This window comes from Cupriavidus sp. 01T418 (genome assembly GCF_056398885.1).
The window spans coordinates 36,306-59,554 of sequence record NZ_JBFTQG010000040.1 but is presented as its reverse complement, the minus strand read 5'-3'; the positions used below and the strand labels follow the sequence as shown (position 1 = coordinate 59,554).

The window sequence follows — 23,249 nt, the reverse complement described above, 5'->3', positions numbered from 1 at the left end:
GAGAAGGCGCTGCCGCCGCGCACGGCGGACATGGTCTTGCCGTCGAGTTCTTTGTCGAGGGCCAGGTCCTTGATCATGAGGGTCGATTGCATGGTGAGTCTCCTAAGGGGTTCGGTTGGGGAGCACCCTCCAGAAGGGCGCTCCGGTATTGCGTTACAGCGCGTTACAGCACGGCCACTTGCGTGCCGTTGCCGAAATTCTGCAGGGTTGGAATCTTCAGGTTCAGATGCGAGCTGGCGTCGATCGTGTTCACGGTCGGGCCGACCTGAAAGCCCGTGGTCGGGCTGGCGAAGCCGCCGCCGCCGACAACGTTCTGCGAGTTGCCGCCTACGACAGAGAAGGCGCTGCCGCCGCGCACGGCGGACATGGTCTTGCCGTCGAGTTCCTTGTCCAGCGACAGGTCCTTGATCATGAGGGTCGATTGCATGGTGAGTCTCCTTTGGGGTTTGGTTGGAAGAGCAGCTTGTTGTTGCGCTCGAAGGGTATAGAGCATGGGGCGTGCCATGCCACGCTCCGCGCCGCAAAAAAAAATCATAAGTACTTGAAAACTAGGAGGGTTTTATCTGGACGCTGGCATTTTCAGGCGCCCGGGGACGGGATCTGCGAGGTAAAGTGTTGGGCCCGCGCCAACGCATTTCATGCGTTACTGTTTGGGGAGCGCACACATGGCAGTGGCAAGCCCATGGCAACGCCTCAGGGACGGCTGCGTGCCGCCTATGCGCATCGCGTACTGACCAACGAGGACGGGATTACGGCGCCCCGGCGCTGAAGCGATAGACCACCAGTTGATCAGTGCCCGATTCAGCCGCCCAGACTTCGCCAGCGCGGCCAAGCATTTGCCGGACGCTGGCGTACGGGCGCGAACTGGTGAAGGATTCGAAGCGTCCGGTTTGCGGGTCGAAGCGCACGATGGCATTCGCGCCCCAGTCGCTCAGCCACACCTTGTCGCGTTCGTCGACATACACGGCATAGGCGTGAGGGCGGTCGCCGGGCAGGCGCCACTCCCGCCAGCGGGCCGTGGCTGGATCGTAGGCGCCAAGCTTGCCGGCAGTCCATTCGCTGACCCACAAGATGCCTTTGGAATCCGACCAGATGCGGCGTGGCCCGGCGCTTGGCGTGGGCGGCACGATGACGTGCGCGGCGCCGGTCACATTGTCGATGCGGGCGATATAGTTGCCCGCCAGCGAAGCGTAATAGATGTCGCCGCCAGGTGTCACGGTGATGCCGTAGGGCCCGGCGCCGTCAGGCGCATCGAACATGCGTACGCGGCCGCTGTCGGGATCGACTTCGCCGTAGACGCCATTTTGTCCGGTAAACCACAGGTGCCTCTGCGCGTCGAAGACGGCGGTGTTCAGATTGGCATTCGGGTGTCCGGGCGGGAGCGGGAAACGTTTCACGGCGCGCGTGGCGGGGTCGACGCGCAGGATGGCGTTCTGGCCACCGTCGGTGACCCAGGCCGCGCCGTCCGGCCCGACGATGACGCCGTGCGGCGCGGCGTTTCTGCCGAGCGGGATGTGCATGGTCTTGCCGGTCGCCGGATCCAGCCGCCCGAGCTCGCCAAGCGGCTGGGCCGTGTACCACACCGAACCGTCCGGGGCGGGCGCCACATCGTGGGGATGCGCGCCGGACGGCACCGCATAGCTTTGGACGCGCACCGACGCGGCGCCCTGGGCGCAGCTCAGTGAGGTTGCTCCCGCCAGAACGCAAGCAGCGAGTACCAATGAGAGAGAGGGTGCGCGCATCGCTGTCTCCTTCCTGCCGACGCTTCATTATAGTTTTTGCTCCTGCGGCGGAACGCCGCCCGCCGCTTCTTCCGCCTGTAAAATCGGCCCCACGCAACCCTGGAACGTCCCTTCATGGACTCTCATGCCCCGGATCGCGGCGCGCTGATGCCGCTGGCCTATCACGCAACGGTGGTCGACTACCTGCGCCGTCACGAGCCCGAGGTCTGGCGCTGGGCCAGCGCCCGCACGACCCGCGCAGAGCAGCTGGAGGCGCTGCGCTCGATGCTGTTGCGCGATACCTACCGCATCGATGCCGAGGCGCATGCCGATGTGCATGCGGCGCTGGCCCGGGCCATGGCGCGGCTCGGCGTGGATGCGCGGGCTACGCTCTACCAGTCCCCGGGGCAGGAGATGAACGCCTCGCTGGTCTATGTGCCCGGCGAGGTCCACATCATCCTGCAGGGGGCGCTGCTGGAGCGTTTGTCGCAGGCGGAGCTGCTGGCCGTGTTCGGCCATGAGCTGGCCCATTACCTGCTGTGGTCGCGCGACGACGGCCAGTTCCTGGTGGCCGACCGCATTCTCAACGACGCGCTGGCCGCGCCTGGCACCAGCAGCAGCCATCGCGAGACCTACCGGCGCTATGCCTTGCACACCGAGYTGTTCGCCGACCGGGGCAGCGCGGTGGCCGCCGGCGCGGTGGCCCCGGCCGTGGCGACGCTGGTCAAGGTGCAGACTGGCATGGGCAGCGTGGATGCTGCCGCCTACCTGCGCCAGGCCGCCGAGATCGAGTCGCACGAGGCGGGCGCCAGCGCAGCGCACAGCCACCCGGAGACCTTCATCCGCGCCCGCGCGCTGGCGCTGTGGTGGGAGGGCGCGGCGGACCTGGACCCGTGGATAGAGACCCGGCTGCACGGCCCACTGGCGCTGGAGCGGCTGGACCTGCCGGGCCAGCTGCGGCTGCAGGCGCTGACGCGCGGCTTTCTTGCCCACTACCTGGCCGGCACGCCGCTGGCGAGCGAGGCCGTGCTGGCGCAGTTGCGCATGCTGTTTCCCGACTGGCGCGACGACGAGCCCGCGGTGGGCCCGGAGGCATTCGCCGCGCAGGCGGCCGACGATGGCATACGCGGCTACCTCAACGCGCTGATGATGGACCTGGCGCTGGCGGACCCCGACCAGCAGGATGCAGCGCTATTGCGCGCGGGACGGGTGGCGCAAGCGCTGGGCAGCCTGGACGCGCTGCAACGCAACCTGCGCCGCGATGCCGGCTTCGGCAAGCGCGAGCTGGACCGCTACAACCGCCAGCTGGCCAAGGAGGCCCAGGCATGAACGACAGCACGATCGCCAACAACGCGCCGCGTACCCTGCGCGACTTGATCGAGGCGCAGGCGGGCGCGGCGCTGCCCACCGACGACGTACTGGTGCTGGTACTGCCGCTGTTCCAGCAGGTCGCCGCGCTGCACGCGCAAGGCCGGGTCGCCTCGCTCGATGTCGACAGCATCCTGGTGAGCGGGGACGGTGCGCTCGCCCTGCGCCGGCCGGACGGCGAGCTGCCGGCCATGGATATCGGCGCGGTGCACCGGGTGCAGCCGCATCCCGCTTCGGGCCTGAACATCGTCGGCACGTTGCAACGCGGCCACGCCGACGACGGGCGCCGCGAGGAAGCGGACCTGGCGCTGCAACTGGATCCCACGGCGCCGATCGACCGCCCGGTGTACCTGCCCGGCCCGGGCAGCTGGGAGTTGCTGGTCGGCCATCACGACGAGATCGGCGACATCTTCCTGCTCGGCATGGTGCTGGCCAGCCTGGCTTGCGGCTCGGACTTCGCAGACGAAGACGATCTGCGCGGCTTCGTCGCCCACCGCCGCAATCTGTTCCTGCTGCACGAACGGCTGCATCCCATCGTGGCTGCGGTGATCGTGGAGATGACCGAGGTCAACCGGCACGACCGCGCCACCGGCTTGTTCGCGCTGGCCACGCGGCTGCGCACCTGGCGCGAGCAGCCGCCCGGCCTGGACGTGGAACGTGCGCTGGCCGGCGCCAGCGGGGCAGCGCCGCGCCGCAGTGCGGTGCTCGCGCATCTGCGCGACCGCCTGTTCGACCTGTCCCGGCGCAACCGCCTGCTGTACTTCCGTCCCACCGCGGCCAGCGTCAACCTGACCGTGGCCAGCGTGCCGCTGATGCTGCAGATCGAAAGCGTGCGGCCGGAGCACATCTGCACCTGGGGCGGGCCGTTCGCCGCCGAGCTGGTGGACGGCAAGCCGGTGTCGCTGCAGCGCTGGCTGCGCTTCGACGACCAGCCTTACCTGCCGGCGGCGCTGGACCGGCTGATCGCCGAAACCCGCCGCGACCGTGCCGAATTCGGCTTCAGCAACCTGCGCCTGGCGGTGGCATTCCTGCGCTGGCACAACCTGAAGGAAGCACCGGACGAGCGCATCGTGACGCCGCTGCTGTGGCTGCCGGTGGAGCTGGTCAGGCGCAAGGGCGTGCGCGACCAGTACGTGATCCAGTGCGCCAGCGGCGAGGCCGAGTTCAACCCGGTGCTGCGCCACCACCTGAGCCAGCTGTACGACATCCGCCTGGACGAGACGGTGGACCTGGGCAAGACTTCGCTGGCCGAGATCCATGCCAATATCCTGGCGCAGATCCGCGGCTCCGAACCGGCGGTGGCGCTGCGCCTGGTCGACAAGGCCGCGGTGCGGCTGGTGCGGCAGAAGGCGCTGCAGCGCATGCAGCAATTCCAGCGCCGCAAGCCGGGCGCGGCCGCCGCGCGCGCAAGCGGCGGCGGGCTGCCGCCGTACAGCTATGCGCAGGACGATTACCGGCCGCTGGGGCGGGCGCTGTTCGAGCACTGGGTGCGGCCGAGCGAGCTGCCACAGCGCTTCGAGGCGGGCGCCGCGCCGAGCGCCGGTCCGCGCCAGCCGAACATGACCCAACCCGCCGCCGAGGCCGCGGACGCTGGCGAGCGCACGGGCTTTGCGCTGCAGGAGTCCGACGGCCACCGCTATGCCTGGGACCTGGACCTGACCCAGGTGACGCTGGCCAACTTCAACTACAGGAAGATGTCGCTGGTGCGCGACTACGCGCAACTGCTGGACGAGCCTGGGCCCAACCCCGCCTTCGACCGCGTGTTCTCGATCGAGCCGCGCGAGGTCGAGACGCAAGCGCCGGCGCCAATGGCGCTGGGCGAACAGTGGAGCGTGGTGGCGTCCGATGCAACGCAGAACGCCGCGGTCGGCCTGGCGCGCAGCCAGCGCAGCTTCATCATCCAGGGCCCGCCGGGTACCGGCAAGTCGCAGACCATCACCAACCTGATTGCCGACTATGCCGGGTGTGGCAAGCGCGTGCTGTTCGTATGCGAGAAGCGCGCAGCGCTGGACGTGGTGTTCCATCGGCTCAAGCAAAGCGGGCTGGATCCGCTCTGCTCGCTGATCCACGACTCGCAGACCGACAAGAAGGCCTTTATCGCCGATCTGCGTGCCTGCTATGAGCAGTGGATCGCGCAGCCGCACGACGGTGACGCGCTGGAGGCGCGGCGCGCGCTGGTGGTGGAAGCCCTGGCCGTTCAACAACGGCAGATTGACCGACTCGAATCAGCGATGGCCGCAGTGCCCGAGGCGCTGGGCGAGAGCGTGCGCGCGCTGCTGCGCCGCCTGGCCGAACTGCCCATCGTGCCCGAGGTTGGCCCCGCCATGCGCGAGCGCCTGCCGGCGCTGGCCGGTTGGGATCGCCAGCGCGACCTGACCCAGCGCGTGCACCGCGCCATGCGCGAGCGCTTCGGCATGGACGCGCTGGCCGCGCACGCCTTCGCCCGGCTGTCGCCCCCGTTGCTGGCCGACGAGCGCGCTTTCGGCCGCGCCGAGCAACTGTGCAACGATGCCGAGGCGCTGTTCGAGGCGCTGGACCCGCTGCTCGACAGCACCGCCAGCCTGATCGACCACGACACCGCGCTGGAACAGGCCCGCGCGATCGCCGCCGACAGCCAATGGCTGCTCGATACCGGCCTGGCCGCGCACCTGGAACTGCTCGATCCTGCCTCGCCGGCGCATGGCGCGCTGCGCCAGGTGCGCGCCGATCTGGAAACACGCGCGCAGGCGCTGGCCGCCGCCCAGGCGGCAACGTCGAACTGGCGCGACAAGCTCAGCCCCGGCGACACGGAATCCGCGCTGGCGCTGGTCCGGCGCCTGGCGCCGTCGCCGATGCGCTGGCTGCAGCCGGCCTGGTGGCGCCTGCGCGGCGAACTGAAGCGGCGCTACGACTTCGGCAAGCATGCCGTGCATCCGGGCTACGCCAGGGTGGTGGAGGCGCTGGTTGCCGAACACGCCGCCAGCGCCGCGCTGAGCGCGGCCGATGCCGACAGCCGCCGGCGCTATGGCGTCAGCGAGATGCAGGCCTTCCTGCGCGCGCTGGCCGAACTCGAACAGCGCCTGCAGTCGGCCGGCGGGCCGCGCGAGCTGGTTGCGCATCTGCGCCAGGCCGTCGATCCGGCCGCCGCGGCGCGTGCGCAAGCGGGCGCGCGCGCGGCGCTGGACAAGCTGGCCCTGCGCGTGCGCGACGGCCTGACCCTGGCCGCCGACACGCGCCTGGGCGACATCGCCGAGCTGCTGCGCGACCTGCGCGAAGCGCTGGATGACCTGCCCGACCTGCTGCCGCTGCTGCGCGCCGTGCATGCCGCCGATCCCGCCTACGCCGCCACGCTGCAGTGGCTGGACCACGCGCCGGCGCAGCTGGAGGCGCTGGTTGCCGACGAGGCATTGCGCCGGCTGGAACGCGAGAGCCCCGCGCTGGCGGGCTTCAGCGGCGCGGCGCTGGCGCAGGCCGCGCGCGCCGTGGCGCAGGGCCAGCGCGAATTGCTCGCCCTCAACGCCCAGGTGATACGCGCGACGCTGCACCGGCAGTTTGCCGAGCACRTGCGCCAGTCCTCACTGTCGGCCACGCAACTGGACGCCAACGGCAAGGCGTTCAAGAAACGCTATGCCACCGGCCGCCGCGAACTGGAACATGAGTTCGGCAAGAGCATGCGCCACCGCTCGATCCGGGACCTCAGCGGCGACGAAACCGGGATGGTCGTCAACGACCTGAAGCCGATCTGGCTGATGAGCCCGCTGTCGGTGTCCGACACGCTGCCGCTGTCGCCGGACCTGTTCGATGTGGTGATATTCGACGAGGCCAGCCAGATTCCCACCGAGGAAGCGGTGCCTGCGCTGAGCCGGGCGCGCCAGGTGGTGGTGGTTGGCGACGAGATGCAACTCCCGCCGACGAGCTTCTTCTCCGCCAGCGGCGCCGAGGGCGACGACGAGATCCTGGTGGAAGAGGACGGCGAGCGCATCGCCATCAACCTCGACTCGGACAGCCTGCTCAACCAGGCCGCGCGCAACCTGCCCGCCACGCTGCTGGCATGGCACTACCGCAGCCGGCACGAAGCGCTGATCAGCTTCTCCAACGCCGCCTTCTACGACGGCCGCCTGGTCACCATTCCCGACCGCGCGCTGGAGCAGGCCGAGGACGAGGCAGCGCCGCTGCGCTCGGACCAGGAAGACGCCGGCATCGCCGGCGCCGATGCGGTGCTGGCGCGGCCGGTCAGCTTCCACCGGCTGGGCGACGGCGTCTACCTCGACCGGCGCAACGCGCCCGAGGCGCGCTACATCGCCCGGACCGTGCGCGAGCTGCTGCGCCGCGAGACCGGACTGAGCCTGGGCATCGTCGCCTTCTCCGAGGCGCAGCAAACCGCCATCGAGTCGGCGCTGGAGGCGCTGGCGAGCGAGGATGCCGACTTTGCCATGCGCCTTGAGCGCGAATACGTGCGCGAGGACGACGACCAGTTCAACGGCCTGTTCGTCAAGAACCTGGAGAACGTGCAGGGCGACGAGCGCGACGTGATCATCCTGAGCATCTGCTACGCGCCCGGGCCCGACGGCAAGATGCTGATGAACTTCGGCCCGATCAACCAGCGCGGCGGCGAGAAACGTCTCAACGTGATCTTCAGCCGCGCGCGCCATCGCATGGCGGTGGTGTCGACGATCCAGTCCGAAGCCATCACCAATGTGCACAACGATGGCGCTGCCGCGCTGCGCGCCTTCCTGCAGTTCGCGCAAGCCAGCGCGCGCGGCCAGTTCGAACGCGCGCAGGCGGTGCTCGGCGCGCTGAACCCGGGCGCGCGCGACGCCTTCACGCGCCAGGCCGCGTCCGACAGCATCCGCGATGCGCTGGCCGAGGCGCTGCGCGCGCGCGGCCACCAGGTGCACGTCAACGTCGGCCGCTCCCAGTTCCGCTGCGACCTGGCCATCGCCGATCCATCGGCGCAGGGCTACGCGCTGGCGATTCTGCTTGATGCGCCGGCCGAAGCGGTGGCGGACACCGCCGAGCGCTATGTGTTCCGCCCCGGCATCCTGCGCAGCTTCGGCTGGCGGGTGCTCGACATTCCCGGCAAGGATTGGCTGGCCGATGCCGACGCGGTACTGGCCCGCGTCGAGGCCATGCTGGCCGATGGCGAGGACCGCGCGCTGGATGCGGTGGTGCAGCCGCCGGCGCCGTTGCCGCGGCCGGTCCTGGTGCAGGCAGCGACGCCGGCTGCGGATTCGGCCGCGCCAACGGAACTGGTGCGGGCGCTGCGCTTCGAGCAGGGCAGTTCACGCAAGTTCTGGCGCGCCAGCCTGCGCGGTGCCGAGCTGAGCGTCAGCTTTGGCCGTATCGGCAGCAGCGGGCAGACCAATCTGAAGGCATTCGACAGCACCGAGCGGGCCCGTCGCGAGCTGGACAAGCTGGTGGCGGAGAAGCTGCGCAAAGGCTACGTGGAGGCGTAGCAGGGAGTGCCCGCATCGGCCAGGCGGGCGGCCCGCGCCGATGGCCAACGCCAATGCCGCTGCCGCTGTTGCCTACAGCGTGTACTTCACCGTCAGGTAGAACGTACGCTGCGGGAACGGGTGGAACAGGAAGTACTTGCGATTGTTGAGGTTATCGACGCCCAGCGCGCCGCTCCAGTGCTTGTCGAGCTGGTAGCGCACGCGCGCATCCATGACGAAGAAGCTCTCGAAGCCCTGATAGGTAGCGGGGTTGATGTCCGTGTTATCGACCGTCGCATACACGCGGCTGCTGTAGCGCGCCGCCAGCGTATAGGCCCACTTGTTGTCCGGCTGGTACGTCACCGCCATGGTGCTGCGCCACGTCGGCACGTACGGCACGCGCTTGCCGACCGATGTCGCACCCGGGATGGTGGGGACGTAGCTGTCGTTGGACAGGATGCGTGAATCGACGTAAGTCACGTTGCCGGAGACCGACAGGCCGTGGATCAGCACGTTGTCCTGCCGGCCTGCCAGTTCCACGCCGACCTGGCGCGTCTTGCCCACGTTCTGCGTAAAGGAAACCGGCGTGGCAAAGCCGGCGATCGTCGACGTTTGCGAGATCAAGGCGTTCGACACGTACTCGTTGAATACCGAGAGACGCATCTTGCCGTCGCTGGTATGGTGCTCGACGGCCAGTTCGCCGGACATGACACGCTCCGGCTGCAGGAAGGGATTCGCCTGGACAAAGGTCGTGCCGGTCTGGACAGACTGATACAGCTCGCCGACGGTGGGGAACCGATACGCCTTGCCGAACGAGCCGGTGACCGACCAGGTCTCGGTCGCGTCCCAGTTGACCGACGCCTTGGGAGAGAAGGCCGATTTGTCCACGCCGGGCTGGTTGATCGGCACGCCCACGCCATTGCTGCCGGTCGAGAAATTAAAGCCGTCATACGCGCGCCACCATTCGTAGCGGCCGCCCAGCGTGGCCTGCACGGCGGGCACCACGCGCCAGACGTCCTGCAGCCACAGCGCGCTGGTCTGTGTCTTGCCAAGCGAATTGCTGAACAGCGGGCCACTGCTGCCGGATGTCCAGTTCGCCGTCGTGTACGTGGGACTGACGAGCTTGAACTGATCGTAGTGCGCGCCAAAGCTGACAATGTTCGCCCCCGCCACGCCCTGCGGCCGCCAGGTGCCCTTGAGGTCGACCGTCGACCATCCTGTCCCGCTCATGTCGGTGGCGCGGCCGGGCCCGCCGCTCAGGGCGCCCGGATAGAGTCCGGTGGACAGTCGGTTCAGGTCGCGCAGATAGTAGAGGTTGCTCAGGACCATCTCCCAGTCGAACAGGCCCTTCGTCCGGGTTGCCACCTGCAGGCTCTGCATCAGGTGTTGCTGCTCGATGTTGTTGCTCGAGAACTGGCCGGCGATGGTGCTGGCGCTGTACGCGAACCCGCCGATGTTGACGCTGCCGCTCTGGGCGCCATAGAACGGCGTGCCGGCGGCGGTGCTCAGGTAGGTCTGGGCGCTTGCCTTGGAGTCGTTCTGCCAGTAGCCCAGCGTGTAGACGGCGCTCAGCGTCGGCGTGAAGTCGTAGGCCAGCTTGAGGGCGGCGTTGTCCTGCAAGGTGTGGATGAAGTTGCCCGCACCGATGACCTGGATCGCGCCGCCCGTGCGGTTGCGATCCGCGATTGCGCCGGCGATTACCGGCAGACCGGCGCCGGCCGGGGTCGTCGACTGGCTGATCGTGCCGAAGCTGAGCGGCTGGCTGAAGCTGTTGAGATGGCTGGCATTGAACCACCACGACAGCTTGCCCACGCGGTCGCCCAGCGTCGCGCTGTACTGCTGGGCCGGCTCGTTGTCGCTGGTGCCGTATTTGCCGAAATGCTGCACGGCGCCCGTGACTTCCAGGCTGCCCTCGAAGGCCTTCGGCATGCGCGTGGTGATTTCCGTCACGGCGCCGTACGAGTTGCCGGGGTAGGCAGCGGAGAACGGGCCGTACATCACGTCGATGCGATCGACCTGCTGCGGCGCCACCATGAACCACTGCGGCGATCCGTTGCCGTTATTGTTGTTGATCAGGGTCGAGAGCAGGACGCCGTCGGCGTAGATCAGGCTGCGCGCGCTGGCATTGATGCCTGTCGTGCGCGTGGCCATCGGCGACTGGGTGTCGCCGATAAAGCGCTTGCGCACCAGCACGTCCGGCAGGTACTTGAGCATGTCTTCCGTGCCCATGACGTTGATGGTCTCGGACGCCCGCTGCGCCGTGATGCTTTCGGTCGTTTGCGGCAACTGGTTCTTCTCGGCAAAGGAGCGGGCTTCGGTGACCTGGACGGCGGGCAGGCTCCGTTCGGCCGGCGCGCCCTGGTCTGACGCCAGGGCTGACGCCGCGCCGCTCGTTTGGGCATGGGCGCTGCCGGCCCCCAGGATGGCAGCCGACAGCAAGGTGCAGCCGCAACTGGCGAAGGCGAACGCAAACGCGGGAGACGGCAACGCAGCGCCTGCGATGCCGGCGCGAAGATTTGGATGCATGGCATTCCGGGCAAGACGGGGCGGACCGGTAGCCCGCCCGTGGCATGGACGCGCGCCCAGGGAGCGCGCGGGCGATCAGGCGAAAGCGATCATGCCGAGGGTGGCGCCCGCGCCGTCGCGCGCAGGATGCCCGGAGGCTGGTAGGCATTGCGCTGCAATGCCGGCCGCACCAGGCCAAGCCGGGCGAGGTGAGGGAGAAAGACGAACGGTACATGCGGCAACGCATTGGCGTTGCCAAGATCCGCGCAGACCACGCAGCAGAGGGCAGCGCCAAGACTGTGGGGGGTGCCGGGTGCGTCCTGGGGGAGGGACGTGTGATTGTCGATCGGAACAACGCGCATGCCGCTTGCGCTGCAGATCGTCATGTCCGTCATCTGCCCGTCCGTCTGCCCATGGGCCATCTGCAGCCATGGCGCATGCAGCGCCATGCCGAGCAGCGCGAGCCATAGGACGAGCCGACGGGTGAAGGACATAGGGCAGGGAGACGTTGGGTGGCTGATTAGATGGGTGGCCGATTATAGTGGCGCGTCGCCGCCTGCAAGCACGCAGTGCGCCAGATTCCATTGGATCGGGGTGCGACACGAAGCCGCACCGGCCGCCATTGGCATGACATGTGCACTAAAAGGCATCGGGTGTGGCCGGCGCCCTTGCACCTTGTCAGCTTAGTACCCATTGCGGCGCATTTGGCTGCGCTGTGTGCGGTTCGCCACGTATTTGACGTGGCGAAATCTGGACGTGGCCCAGGCGTAGGGTCAGGTGCCCTACCCGCGATCTGCTGCCTTTGAGGGGAGAGGGAGCGTCGGCCGTTGTCATTTCAAACGGCTCCGGCGCTCGTCATTACATCAATACGTCATTACTCCATTACGTCATTACGCGCCTGCCACCTTCAGCAGCACCGGATCGTTGCGATACAAGTCCGGGAACATCTGCTTCAGGTAGCCGATCTTGGGCAGGTCGTTGATGACGATATACGCGTGCGAGGGATGGTTGGTCAGGAAATTCTGGTGATAGCTCTCCGCCGGATAGAAGGCCTTGTAGTCCTCGATGCGGGTGACGATCGGCGCCTTGAACGCATTGGCCTTGCCCAGCTGCGCGATATACGCCTGCGCTATGTTGCGCTGCTCGGCGGTGAGCGGGAAGATCGCCGAGCGGTACTGCGTGCCGTGGTCCGGGCCCTGGTAGTTGAGCTGGGTGGGATTGTGCGCGACCGAGAAAAACACCTGCAGCAGCTTGCCGTAGGTGACCTGCGTCGGGTCGAACGTGACCTGCACCGATTCCGCGTGGCCGGTGTTGCCGCCGCTGACGGTCTCGTACTGCGCCGTGCCCGCCGCGCCGCCAGCGTAGCCCGACGTCACCTGCTTCACGCCACGCACGTGCTGGAACACGCCCTGCACGCCCCAGAAGCAGCCGCCCGCGAACACAGCGGTCTCGGTCTGGGCGGAGGAGGCTTTTTCATCCAGCGCGGGCGGGGGGATCCTGACGGCGTCCTCGGCGGAGTTCGCCACGCGCTGCCAGGCCAGCAGGCCGGCGGCCAGCATGATGAGGCCGGCGAGTTTGGCGGTGGACGAGCGCGTCCAGGAGGAAGAGCCGCTTGAAGAGTTCGTGTTCATGATTGCCAGTCCTTGATTGCGTCTTGCAGTGCTTTGAATCGCGTTGCTGCCGCGTGGGTCAGCCGAAGGTGAACGCATAGGCGTCGACGCCCGCGTCCAGGAATTCGATGGCGAAGGTGCGGTCGGCGACCTTGCCCGTTTGCCGCACCAGTTGATACAACCGCTGCTCCGTGACCGTGCCGCTGCCGTCCGCCGCCACGTCGGTGCCGCGCGCGTCGCCCGGCGCGGCACCGTCGATGCTGACGCGGAAACGCACCGGCTTGCCATCCTTGCCCGGCCCCAGCACCAGGTGCAGATCGCGCGCATGGAAGCGGTAGACGATGCGTCCGGACGCGCCCGCCAGCGTCGCGTGCTCGCCGTCGATCTTCCATGTGCCGGCCAGGCCCCAGTCATTGAGCGCCGGTTGCGGGGGCGCTGTGTAAGTGTGCACCTTGTCGTGCGCCTGGCCGCCCGGCGACCCGAAATTCTCCGCCCGTTCGTAGCCGAGATACGTTTCGCCGGACTGCATATCCGTGTCGTCGGCGGCCATCTGCACGCCTTGCGCGCCGGCGGTGCCCAGGCCCGTGGCCACCTTCGCGGCGCCGGCGTGGCCGGTTTCCGCCAGCAGTTGCTGGATCACCTGCTCGGACTTCGCGTACTCGCCCTCGCCAAAATGGTGGAAGCGGATCTGCCCCTGCGCGTCGATGAAATAGTGCGCCGGCCAGTACTGGTTGTTGAAGGCGCGCCAGATCGCGTAGTTGTTGTCGACCGCGACGGGGTAGTCGATGCCCAGGTCGCGCGCGGCCTTCTTCACGTTATCGAGATTGCGCTCGAAGGCGAACTCCGGCGCGTGCACGCCAATCACCACCAGCCCCTGGTCGCGGTACTTCTCGGCCCACGCCTTCACGTATGGCAAGGTGCGCAGGCAGTTGATGCAAGAGTAGGTCCAGAAATCCACCAGCACCACCTTGCCGCGCAATCCCTCGGCGGTGAGCGGGGGAGAGTTCAGCCACTGCACCGCGCCTGTCAGCGCCGGCAACTGGCCTTCCACCGGAAGCGGTGCCGGGCCGCCATTCACCGTGCGCATCATCGCGCCGGACTCGGCGGCCATCGCCGGGCCTGGCCCGGCCGCGGGCTTGTCCGACAGGCGGTCGACCAGATGCTGCTCGATGCCACCCGTGGCCACGGTGGATACACGCGCCAGCACGCCGGTATCCAGCCCCAGCGCGATGGCGGCCACGCCGAGCAGCATGGCCGCGCCGATGCCGCGCCGGACCCATTCCCCCGCGCCCAGCGAGCGCTTCATCGCGGTAAAGACCCGGCCGCCGATCAGCAGGGCCACGGCCAGCGACGTGGCCGCGCCGGCCGCATAGGCGGCCAGCAGCAGCGTGGTGCCCACGCTGGCGCCGCGCAGCGCGGCCCCGGTGAGCACCAGGCCAAGGATCGGGCCGGCGCACGGCGCCCACAGCAAGCCGGTGGCGATGCCCAGGAGGAACGACGAGCCCGGCCGGACCTGCTGGCCGTCGGATTGGGCAAAGGCCGAGAGCCGGCTGCCGGCGCTGACCAGCGGGTGCATCAGCCGGTCCGCGAAGCGCGGCAGCAGCAGCGTCAGGCCGAAGACGGCGAGCAGGGCAATCGCCAGCCAGCGTCCATACTGGTTGGCCTGGGTGACCCATCCGCCGCCCACCGCCGCCAGCGTGGCCACCGCCGCGAAGGTCAGCGCCATGCCGGCGAGCAACGGCAGGCCGCTGCGCACGAAAGGCTGGTCGGCCCGCGAGAACACGAAGGGCAGGACGGGCAGGATGCAGGGGCTCAGGATGGTGAGCGCACCGCCCAGATAGGCAAGGACAAGGAGGAGCATGGAATCGTCGCTGTTTGAGTTGGAGGCCGGATGCCCGTTCAAGCCGCCTGCGGCTTGAACGTCATCGCCAGGCCGTTCATGCAGTAGCGCAGCCCGGTCGGCTTGGGACCGTCGTCGAACACATGGCCCAGGTGGCCGCCGCAGCGGCGGCAGTGCACCTCCGTGCGCGACATGCCGAAGGAGCGGTCCGTGTGCGTGCCGACCGCGTTGTCCAGCGGCGCCCAGAAGCTGGGCCAGCCGGTGTGGCTGTCGAACTTCGTGCGCGACGAGAACAGATCGAGCTGGCACCCCGCGCAGGCGAAGATGCCGGCACGATGTTCGTCGTTCAGCGGGCTGCTGTAGGGCCGCTCCGTGCCTTCCTCCCGCAGCACGTTGTACTGGGACGGCGTGAGCATCTGGCGCCACTGTGCGTCCGTGCGGACCACTTCGAAGGTTTCAGCGGGCTTGCCCGCGCCCGGCTGCGCGGCGGCGAGCGCGCGCCAGCCGCTGACGGCAGCCAGTGCCGCCACGGCGGCACCACCCGATACCAAAAAGCGCCTTCTGCTTCCCATGATGTGCTCCTGGCCTTGATTGAGCGATCGTTGCGGCCCGCCGTTGCTGATCGCTGGCCACATCGTTGGGCGCATCGTAGGCCTGGCGCGATCCCGGAGTCCTCACGAAAGGTTAAATTAAATGTGATAACTGAAGGGCTCGAAATTTTGCACAATAGCCAGGCCGGCGCACTTTCCGTGCCTGTCCTGTCATGGGCGAGCCGGCTCGCGCTCCAGGGCCCGAACCGGATCACCCGAAGCGGATCACCCAAGCGGATCACCCAAGCGGATCACCCAAGCGGATCACCCAAGCGGATCACCCAAGCGGATCACCCAAGCGGATCACCCAAGTGGATCACCCCAAGCGCATCCTGATCGTCGAAGACGACGTCGACATCGCCAATATCTTGAGCCTGCACCTGCGCGACGAGCGCTATGACGTCGTGCACAGCGCCGACGGCAACGAGGGCTTGCGCCTGCTGGAGCAGGGCAACTGGGATGCGCTGATCCTGGACCTGATGCTGCCCGGCGTGGATGGCCTGGAGATCTGCCGGCGTGCCCGCGCCATGGCGCGCTACACGCCGATCATCATTACCAGTGCGCGTTCGAGCGAGGTGCACCGCATCCTTGGCCTGGAACTCGGCGCCGACGACTACCTCGCCAAGCCCTTCTCGGTGCTCGAACTGGTGGCCCGCGTGAAGGCGTTGCTGCGGCGGGTCGATGCGATGGCAAAGGACCTGCGGATCGATGCGGGCAGCCTGGAACTCGGCGGCCTGTCGATCGATCCGCTCACGCGCGAGGCGACGGTGGAAGGCCGGCGCATCGAACTCACGCCGCGCGAGTTCGACCTGCTGTATTTCTTCGCCCGGCATCCGGGCAAGGTGTTCTCGCGCATGGACCTGCTGAACGCCGTCTGGGGCTACCAGCACGAGGGCTACGAACATACGGTGAACACCCATATCAACCGGCTGCGCACCAAGATCGAAGCCGACCCGGCGCAACCCAGCCGCATCCTGACCGTCTGGGGACATGGCTACAAGTTCGCGGCGGGACCTTCGGCAACGCAGGGGGATGCGCCGTGAGCCTGAACCTCGGCCGTCGCCTCACGCTGACACAGCGCCTGTCGCTGGTGTTTTCCGTGCTGCTGCTGGCTTGCTGCGGCGCCTCCGCGTGGCTGCAGGTGCGCTCGAACGACATGCGCGAGAAAGAGGTCATTCAGGACCTGTCGCGCGATCTTGCCGGACACATCGCGCGCAATGCGTCGCTGATGGACGCCAACGGACTGAAGCCGGATGCCCTGCGCCGCTTGTTCGGCCAGTTGATGGTGGTGAACCCGAGCGTGGAGGTGTACCTGCTGGACAGCCAGGGAAGGATCCAGGGACACGATGCGCCGGCGGGCCATCTGCTGCGCGCGCAGGTGGACCTCAAGCCGGTGCGGCGCCTGCTGGCCGGCGAGCCGCTGCCCATCCTCGGGGACGACCCGCGCAGCGCCGGCGGGCGCAAGGTGTTCAGTGCCGCGCCGCTGCGCGTCGGCGGTGGCGAGCCCTCCGGCTATATCTACGTGGTACTGCTGGGCGAGGCGCATGACGAACTGGCGGCGCGGGCTTCTGCCAACTCGGTGCTGCGCACCACGCTGTGGTCGATGGGGCTGGTGGCGCTGCTGGGTTTGGTCGCCGGCTTGACGGCATTCGGGCTGATCACCCGCCCGCTGCGCCGGCTCACCGAGGCGATGCGCCGCTTCGATGCCGACGCCGCGCCGCCGGCGCCGCCGCGCGTGCCGCGCTCGCCGTGCGCCAATGCGCGCGATGAAATCGCCGCGCTGGAGGCCGCCTTCGCGCAGATGGCGGACCGCATCGCCGAGCAATGGCGCGCGCTGACCAAGCAGGACCAGGAGCGGCGCGAACTCGTCGCCAATATCTCCCACGACCTGCGCACGCCGCTGACCTCGCTGCACGGCTACCTGGAGACGCTCTCGCTCAAGGCCGACACGCTCAGCGAACCCGAGCGCAAGCGCTATCTGGCCATCGCGCTGGCGCAAAGCCTCAAGGTGGGCCGCCTGGCGCAATCGCTGTTCGAACTGGCCCGGCTCGAGCACGGCATCGTACAGCCGGCGCTGGAGGATTTTTCATTGGTGGACCTGCTGCAGGACGTCTTCCAGAAGTTCGAGCTGCCGGCCGAAGCGCGGCATCTGCGGCTGCGCGCCGGCATCCCGCAGCGCCTGCCCGCCGTCAGGGCCGACCTCGGCATGATCGAGCGCGTGCTGACCAACCTGCTCGACAATGCCATCCGCCATACGCCCGCCGAAGGCGCCATCGATGTCGACCTGGCCCTGCGCGAGGGCAAGGTGGCGGTCACCGTCAGCGATACCGGGTCGGGCATTGCGCCGGAACTGCGCGACAGCCTGTTCCAGCGGCCATTCAGTGCCGGCGGCGCCCATCGCGGCGGCGGGCTGGGTTTGCTGATCGTCCAGCGCATGCTGCAACTGCATCACAGCCAGATCCGGCTGGTGGAGCGGGCAGGCAAAGGCACGGTGTTTTGCTTCGAGCTGCCGGCGTCCGGCGGCGGGGCTGGCAATGCCCGCTAGAGGCTAGAAGCGGGACGCGGGACGTCTCAGTCCCGGGCCTGGCCGGCGAAGCGGGCGATCAGCCACGAGGCGGCGGGGCCGGGTGGCGAGTCGGCCCGATAGATCGCCTCGAAGGGGTAGAAATTGCCCCGATAGTCGGGCAGGTCGAGCAGCACCAGGCGGCCCGAATCGAGATCCTCCTGCACCATGGGCACCGGCATATTGCCCCAGCCGATGCCTTCACGCAGCAGCATATGCTTGGAGCCCAGATCCGCCAGCCGCCACGTATGCGGGCTGACGACCGCGAAATCCATATTGCGCGTCAGTGTCGATCGGTCCGATAGCACCAGCTGCACATGGTGCCGCCCGGCGCCTGGTGGATTCGGATTGCCGGTGGCGAGCGGGTGGTCCGGGGCCGCCACCGGGCGCAGCATCACGCTGCCGATCCGGATACGATCGATCTCCGTCCCGCCGGCGCCGAGCGGCCCGCTGACGCCGATATTTGCCTTGCCGTCCAGCACCATCTGCGTCACCGCGCCAAACGACTCTATGCGCAAGTGAAGCGCTACCGTAGGGAACGCCTCGCGGAAGCCCTTCAACGCATCCACCACGCGCGCCGCGGGCAGCATCACGTCCAGCGCGAGGTGGATCTCGGCCTCCAGGCCCTGCAGCAGCCCTTTTACCTTCGCGCGCAAGCCGTCGATGCCCATATAGACCGTTCGTGCCTCGGCCAGCACGGTGCGGCCCGCCTCTGTCAGCTGCGGCTTTTTCGTGGTCCTGCGGTCGAACAGCGCCACGCCGAGCTGGTTCTCCAGGTTGGCGATCGTATAGCTGATGACCGAGGTCGCCCGGCTCAGCTTGCGTGCCGCGCCGGCAAAGCTGCCCACCTCCACCACAGTCAGGAAAACCTTCAGTTGATCCAGCGTCGGCGTACCGGGATTGATCATCTTATCGATATTTTCGAACGTTTCGATCCATATTATCCCAGTTTCACGGATCTAGAAATCCGCCTACATTCCATCCATCGGTTGTGCGTTGCAATGTAAAGGATGCCACGGCAAGCCAAGTGCATACCGCAGCACCCGATTTCGAAGACATTTCAACCATGTATCAACTGGCCCGCCATGGTGGTGTGGCCGCATCGAATGGAGAACTCCCATGTCGCAAGCCGCACCACTTAACGCCCAGGTTCGCAGCCTTTCCGAGTCACCCGCCGCGGCGGGCCTGACGCTGCTCGGCCGTGTCCTCATCAGCACCATCTTCCTGCTCTCCGGGGCGTCCAAGCTTGCCGCTCCCGCAGCCATGATCGGCTACATCCAGTCGGTAGGCCTGCCGCTTCCGCAGGCGGCGCTGGCCATTGCCATCGTCGTGGAAGTGGCGGGCGGCCTCGCGCTGGTCCTGGGATACCGCACTCGCCTCGTGGCGGCCGTGCTCGCCGTGTTCAGCGTAGCGACGGCGCTGGCCTTCCATGCCAACCTGGCGGACCAGAACCAGTTCATCCACTTCTTCAAGAACATCGCGATGGCCGGCGGCCTGCTGCAGGTCGTGGTCTACGGCGCCGGGCGTTTCAGCCTCGATGCGCGGCGCGGCAATGCGTGAGCCTGACCGGTCCCGGTAGGTCCACAAGACGCCGCCAGGCGTCAGGGACTGCGCGTATCCCTTGCCGCCGGTTGTGAACGCGGTATGATCAGCCGGGCGATGGCCGCCGACACGGCAGGGTGAGGGAAGAGATGAAAACCAGCGCAAGAAACCAGCTGAGCGGCAAAGTGACCGCGATCCAAAAGGGCGCGGTCAACGACGAGATCGAACTCGAGATCGCCGGCGGCGCGAGGATCGTGGCCACCATCACAAGCGACAGCACCAAGCGTCTCGGTCTTGCCGTTGGCAAGGAGGCCCTTGCGCTGATCAAGGCGTCGTCCGTGATCGTGGGCGTGGCCGATCCGGGCATGCTGCTCTCCGCCCGCAACCAGCTCGCGGGCACGGTGTCGGGCATCAAGATCGGCGCGGTCAATGTGGAGGTGTCCATCGACCTGAAGCAGGGCGGCGAGATCGTGGCCATCATCACCAACGACAGCGTGACCAGCCTGGGGCTGGTGCAAGGCGGCGCGGCCGTTGCCATCTTCAAGGCCTCCAGCGTCCTGCTGGCCACCCGGGCCTGAGCGGAGCCTGCTGCGCCGGGATCCGCCGCCGAAGCCGGCGGCGATCCGTTCAGGAACGCCGCGCGGGCGTATCGACCTTCGGATGCGCATCCGCGTCCAGCGACTTTTCCGCATCGTCCCCGGTGCGCCCCTTGTAGTACAGATGAACCCCGATCGCCAGCGAGTCGTTGCGAATCTCCTGGAACGCCTTCCATGCCTTTGCCGGGTCCCTGAACACGAGATAGTGGGCCTCCTGCTCGATCAGCGTAGCGACCTGGTGCAGGCCGTGGCCGTGCAGCGTACTGACCAGCACGTCGAGGCTGCGATGCGTGCGCGCGTCGGTGCGCGGGTACAGCATATGCAGGACGGCGATGCGCTGCTCCGACACCAGCGCCGACAAGGCGACGACGATCTCCTGATGGTTGAGCGCGGTGACGATGCAGTCGGGGGCGCCTTCGTGCTTCGGGAATAGTGCTTCGATCGTGGAACTCATGGATGTACCCCTTTCTTTACTGGCTTGTGTAAGCGTAAGCATAAGCATAAGCGCGGCGCGCGGTCCCCATTTCGATCCCGGCATCTGTCCGGCATGGCCCGGTTGCGCAATGGAGATGCATGAATCTACTGCTATGGAAGACGTGCGCAAATATGCGCGCTGTCTGCCTTTTTCCCCGACTTGATGTCAGAGAAGAACTTGGACCAGGCCTTTGAGAGATGAGCGAATGGTTGCGCGTGGGCGTCACGATGGATGTCGGCCATCCACGGGTACTGCTGATACTTGATGGCGTTGAATGATTTCTTCAGCGCCATCGCGCTCGGCTTACCACCGGCTGCGCGTTGACGGTTCCATTCCGCCAGCGCCCAGTTCCAGACGAAACGTGCGCACCCAGCCGCCTTCACGAAGTAATCGACTTCGCGCTGGCCGGTCACAAGTTCGATCGTGTGGGCTAACAGCATTGGCGGCAGTTTCCGTGTTCCGTATCGCGGCTTAAGAACGGTATCCTGGGCGCGCACGATTATGCGCGTACGCGCACGCTACCTGGAGACTATCTCCTATTTTGCGCCTAGGGATAACCCTAGATTTCTGACTATACACTGTCCGTCGCGCCTTCATTCTCCCGGCGCAATGCGTCAATCCTGTATGTGCAACGGCGCGCGAATCGCTTCCAAGGCATCGCGTCCGATAGGGCCCGTGGCAATCCGGGCCAAGTGTTGGCGCACGGCAGACGGTGTGGCCGGTTGTTGGTCGCGCCCCGCCATTTGCTTCCGGTTTTAGGCTCCTGCGCGCACACCGAGGGCTTCCGTGCCTATGGCATGGCGCGTGCTCAGTGGAAGGCAGAACGTCTTCGGCGTTCATCCCCCTTCAGGAGAAAGCAATGTCCACCCTATGCATCAAGAACCTGCCTCGTATCAACGAGCTGGACCAGGCCGCGAGAACTGTCGTGACTGGCGGCGCCGGTGCTTACCCCATGCCCGCGATCATGGTCGGGGAGCCCGCCCCTGGCGGGTTTCCAAACCTGCCCGCCATGCCGAAGTTCCCGCACGGCTTCCCCTTCACGCCCAGCCCTCCGATCTGGCACGGGCCGATCGTGGCGCCAGACCCGGACCCGCCCAAGGTCGTCCCCCTGTAAGCCGACGTCATTCAGCAAGCCGGAGATCCCGGACCCGATCCAAAGGAGCCCAACATGAAATTCAGGTTCATCCAACCCGCCATCACCGCCGCCATTCTTGCCGCCGTTTTCGTTGCCGGCGCGGCGCAAGCCTCTGGCCCACGKGACAGCACTGTCCCTGGTGACAAGTACGGCTACAACTTCCGCGTTGGCAAGACCGATGCATTCACCGACGGTGCGCGTGCCGGCAAGTTCGACACCTTCACCGACGGCGCTCGCCAGGTCGACCCATACACCGATGGTTCGCGCAACGTCGATCCCTACACCGACGGTGGCCGCACTGTCTCTGGCATGGACCGCCGCGGTGTATCGGCCGAACCGGGGCGGAGCTTCGACGTCTACAGTGACGGCGCCTATGCCTGATTGCCTGGCATCATCCGGCATGCAAGCCTTTCGCCAGGTCCGCGCAAGCGGGCCTGGCGAGAGCGGGTTTGCGATTCATCCGGATTCGGGTGCGCAGCGCGTTGCGTGCATTTGTCCGGCAAGGTAGGCAAGGTTTTGCGCGACAAACAGCGCTAGCAGTATTGCCGCCATACTCCACGCCAGGGGCGGCAACCACGGCAACAGGCCCGCAATCTCCGGGTGCTTGCCGACCCCCGATGCGACGATGGCAATCCGTGTGAACGCCGCGAGCGCGGACAGCGCGAACACCAGGCCGGTGAAGAAGCCTTCGCGCCCGACATGGCCGGCATCGATGGCGGCGTTCGCCGCAGTGCCCAGGATCACACCCCATAGCCCGCCTGCCACGCATTGCGCGGCCAGGACCCCGGCCAGCGAAGCCGCCGAGGCGAACCCGAACAGTGCCAGCGCGCCAAGCGCGGTAGCCGCCAGCAACAGGACATAGGCCGGGAGACGCTTGAAGACAGCGGTTCCGGGCAAGAGCACGCACAGCGCGAAGCCGAGCCAGAATGCCGGCATGGCGCGAACCAGTCCGGCCGCCGGCATGAACTTCAGGTATACCGGCGCCGAGTTGACGGTAGTGTGGATCTGAAACCCCAGGGCCAGGGACCAGACGGCGGCGAAGAACAGCCAGACCATCCGCACACGCCCCCCGGGCCGTGGGGCCAGCCTTGCCTCGTCGGCCTTGTCGGCATGAGCCGCGGGCATCGTCTCGGCCCAGCCTAACGCTGCCACAGCAACGACGAGGCCGGCGCTCGCGACAGCAAACGGCAAGGTGGGCGAGATGCCACGCAACCAGACGGTAAACGCGGGCGCCAGCGCGGCGGCGATGCCCAGGCCAAGAAAGGAGCAGGCCACGAAGAATGAGGTGGCCGATGTCTTCATGCGCCTGCTGATGATCACCATGGGCGGCGCGCGCAGTGCCGAGGACGTTGCTGCCCACACCGCGGTCAAGCCAAGCAGGATCCCTGGCGACGTTGCGTGCGGCAACAGGACAAAGGCGGCGCACGAGGCCACGGTCATTGCCAGTATCCAACCGGCCAGGTGCCGCATGGTATTCGCGACCCGGTCGGCTGCAATGCCCAGCGCGCTATCCATGGCGACGAAGATCACCTGGTCCATCAACAGGATCCAGGCGGCATGTTCCTTGGCGATGCCCGCCTGCGCCGCCAGTTGCGGAAGAAATGCCAGGTATAGCGTCCACGTGAGCGCAAGCAGGAATTGCACGGAACAGAAGATCAGGGCGCGCATGGATCTCTCCGGCTATGCATCCAGGGAATCGGTCATCTACCCACGGCCGCGCGGCACTTCCATGCCGTTAAATCCTTCCTCACCAAGCATAGGGCAGCCGCCTGGTGCGCGAAAGCGCGCGCCTTGCCCGCAAAGGTGCGATGCGTGCAGAAGGACCCGAAGCGCCGCAAATGCCGCACCGTCACCGGCTTGAGTCCCCCGCCGCGATGAACAATACTGTGG

General features: G+C 67.3%; 19 protein-coding genes. 8 read left to right on the top strand and 11 right to left on the bottom strand.

Annotated features, from left to right (window positions below; all coding sequences use genetic code 11):
* Positions 1-163: 163 nt before the first annotated feature.
* Together AC1DQ3_RS28080 and AC1DQ3_RS28075 are read right to left on the bottom strand one after the other, a co-directional pair.
* Positions 164-427: a hypothetical protein gene (locus AC1DQ3_RS28080; protein ID WP_477123427.1), complete on the bottom strand. Its 264-nt coding sequence runs from the start codon at positions 425-427 to the stop codon at positions 164-166.
* A 322-nt stretch (positions 428-749) separates the two neighbouring features.
* Positions 750-1,742: a Vgb family protein gene (locus AC1DQ3_RS28075; RefSeq protein ID WP_477123426.1), complete on the bottom strand. Its 993-nt coding sequence runs from the start codon at positions 1,740-1,742 to the stop codon at positions 750-752.
* Positions 1,743-1,856: 114 nt separating this feature from the next.
* Between AC1DQ3_RS28075 and AC1DQ3_RS28070 the strand changes: the two genes are divergently transcribed.
* Together AC1DQ3_RS28070 and AC1DQ3_RS28065 are read left to right on the top strand one after the other, a co-directional pair.
* Positions 1,857-3,050, top strand: a complete 1,194-nt coding sequence (locus AC1DQ3_RS28070) for a M48 family metalloprotease (protein WP_477123425.1) — start codon at positions 1,857-1,859, stop codon at positions 3,048-3,050.
* Positions 3,047-8,524, top strand: a complete 5,478-nt coding sequence (locus tag AC1DQ3_RS28065) for an AAA domain-containing protein (protein ID WP_477123424.1) — start codon at positions 3,047-3,049, stop codon at positions 8,522-8,524. Before AC1DQ3_RS28070 ends, AC1DQ3_RS28065 begins: the two co-directional genes overlap by 4 nt.
* A gap of 72 nt (positions 8,525-8,596) precedes the next feature.
* Here AC1DQ3_RS28065 and AC1DQ3_RS28060 read toward each other — a convergent pair whose 3' ends face one another.
* The 5 genes from AC1DQ3_RS28060 to msrB all read right to left on the bottom strand — a co-directional run bounded on the left by AC1DQ3_RS28060 (position 8,597) and on the right by msrB (position 15,030).
* Positions 8,597-11,029 carry a TonB-dependent receptor gene (locus tag AC1DQ3_RS28060; RefSeq protein WP_477123423.1) on the bottom strand — a complete coding sequence of 811 codons (2,433 nt, stop codon included), beginning with the start codon at positions 11,027-11,029 and terminating at the stop codon, positions 8,597-8,599.
* An 89-nt stretch (positions 11,030-11,118) separates the two neighbouring features.
* Positions 11,119-11,502: a DUF2946 family protein gene (locus AC1DQ3_RS28055; RefSeq protein WP_477123422.1), complete on the bottom strand. Its 384-nt coding sequence runs from the start codon at positions 11,500-11,502 to the stop codon at positions 11,119-11,121.
* A 396-nt stretch (positions 11,503-11,898) separates the two neighbouring features.
* Complete coding sequence (gene msrA, locus AC1DQ3_RS28050; protein WP_477123421.1) at positions 11,899-12,639, bottom strand: peptide-methionine (S)-S-oxide reductase MsrA; 741 nt, start codon at positions 12,637-12,639, stop codon at positions 11,899-11,901.
* A gap of 58 nt (positions 12,640-12,697) precedes the next feature.
* Positions 12,698-14,479 carry a cytochrome c biogenesis protein DipZ gene (locus tag AC1DQ3_RS28045; protein WP_477123420.1) on the bottom strand — a complete coding sequence of 594 codons (1,782 nt, stop codon included), beginning with the start codon at positions 14,477-14,479 and terminating at the stop codon, positions 12,698-12,700.
* A gap of 38 nt (positions 14,480-14,517) precedes the next feature.
* Positions 14,518-15,030 carry a peptide-methionine (R)-S-oxide reductase MsrB gene (msrB, locus tag AC1DQ3_RS28040; protein ID WP_477123419.1) on the bottom strand — a complete coding sequence of 171 codons (513 nt, stop codon included), beginning with the start codon at positions 15,028-15,030 and terminating at the stop codon, positions 14,518-14,520.
* 329 nt (positions 15,031-15,359) lie between these two features.
* Here msrB and AC1DQ3_RS28035 point away from each other — a divergent pair, with 329 nt between their 5' ends.
* Together AC1DQ3_RS28035 and AC1DQ3_RS28030 are read left to right on the top strand one after the other, a co-directional pair.
* The gene (locus tag AC1DQ3_RS28035; RefSeq protein ID WP_477123418.1) at positions 15,360-16,091 is read left to right on the top strand and encodes a response regulator transcription factor; all 732 of its coding nucleotides are present in this window, start codon (positions 15,360-15,362) and stop codon (positions 16,089-16,091) included.
* On the top strand, positions 16,088-17,593 hold the full coding sequence (locus tag AC1DQ3_RS28030) for a sensor histidine kinase (protein ID WP_477123417.1): 1,506 nt from the start codon (positions 16,088-16,090) through the stop codon (positions 17,591-17,593). Before AC1DQ3_RS28035 ends, AC1DQ3_RS28030 begins: the two co-directional genes overlap by 4 nt.
* 26 nt (positions 17,594-17,619) lie before the next feature.
* Here the strand turns inward: AC1DQ3_RS28030 and AC1DQ3_RS28025 are convergent, their stop codons facing one another.
* Positions 17,620-18,519, bottom strand: coding sequence for a LysR family transcriptional regulator (locus AC1DQ3_RS28025; RefSeq protein ID WP_477123416.1), 900 nt, complete (start codon positions 18,517-18,519; stop codon positions 17,620-17,622).
* A gap of 211 nt (positions 18,520-18,730) precedes the next feature.
* Here AC1DQ3_RS28025 and AC1DQ3_RS28020 point away from each other — a divergent pair, with 211 nt between their 5' ends.
* Both AC1DQ3_RS28020 and AC1DQ3_RS28015 read left to right on the top strand, forming a co-directional pair.
* Entirely contained in the window at positions 18,731-19,171 is a 441-nt protein-coding gene (locus AC1DQ3_RS28020; RefSeq protein WP_477123415.1) for a DoxX family protein, read from the top strand.
* A gap of 131 nt (positions 19,172-19,302) precedes the next feature.
* Complete coding sequence (locus AC1DQ3_RS28015) at positions 19,303-19,731, top strand: TOBE domain-containing protein (RefSeq protein ID WP_477123414.1); 429 nt, start codon at positions 19,303-19,305, stop codon at positions 19,729-19,731.
* 49 nt (positions 19,732-19,780) lie between these two features.
* On the opposite strand, the gene AC1DQ3_RS28010 is transcribed toward AC1DQ3_RS28015, so the two are convergent.
* Both AC1DQ3_RS28010 and AC1DQ3_RS28005 read right to left on the bottom strand, forming a co-directional pair.
* Positions 19,781-20,203: a hypothetical protein gene (locus AC1DQ3_RS28010; protein ID WP_477123413.1), complete on the bottom strand. Its 423-nt coding sequence runs from the start codon at positions 20,201-20,203 to the stop codon at positions 19,781-19,783.
* 131 nt (positions 20,204-20,334) lie between these two features.
* Complete coding sequence (locus AC1DQ3_RS28005) at positions 20,335-20,664, bottom strand: helix-turn-helix domain-containing protein (protein ID WP_477123412.1); 330 nt, start codon at positions 20,662-20,664, stop codon at positions 20,335-20,337.
* A gap of 419 nt (positions 20,665-21,083) precedes the next feature.
* On the opposite strand from AC1DQ3_RS28005, the gene AC1DQ3_RS28000 reads away from it, so the two are divergent.
* Positions 21,084-21,338 (top strand): hypothetical protein, encoded by a 255-nt coding sequence (locus AC1DQ3_RS28000; RefSeq protein ID WP_477123411.1) that lies wholly within the window; start codon positions 21,084-21,086, stop codon positions 21,336-21,338.
* 54 nt (positions 21,339-21,392) lie between these two features.
* A complete protein-coding gene (locus AC1DQ3_RS27995; protein WP_477123410.1) occupies positions 21,393-21,740 on the top strand; it encodes a hypothetical protein in 348 nt (115 codons plus the stop codon).
* Positions 21,741-21,815: 75 nt separating this feature from the next.
* Here the strand turns inward: AC1DQ3_RS27995 and AC1DQ3_RS27990 are convergent, their stop codons facing one another.
* Positions 21,816-23,027 carry an MFS transporter gene (locus AC1DQ3_RS27990; protein WP_477123409.1) on the bottom strand — a complete coding sequence of 404 codons (1,212 nt, stop codon included), beginning with the start codon at positions 23,025-23,027 and terminating at the stop codon, positions 21,816-21,818.
* Positions 23,028-23,249: the final 222 nt, after the last annotated feature.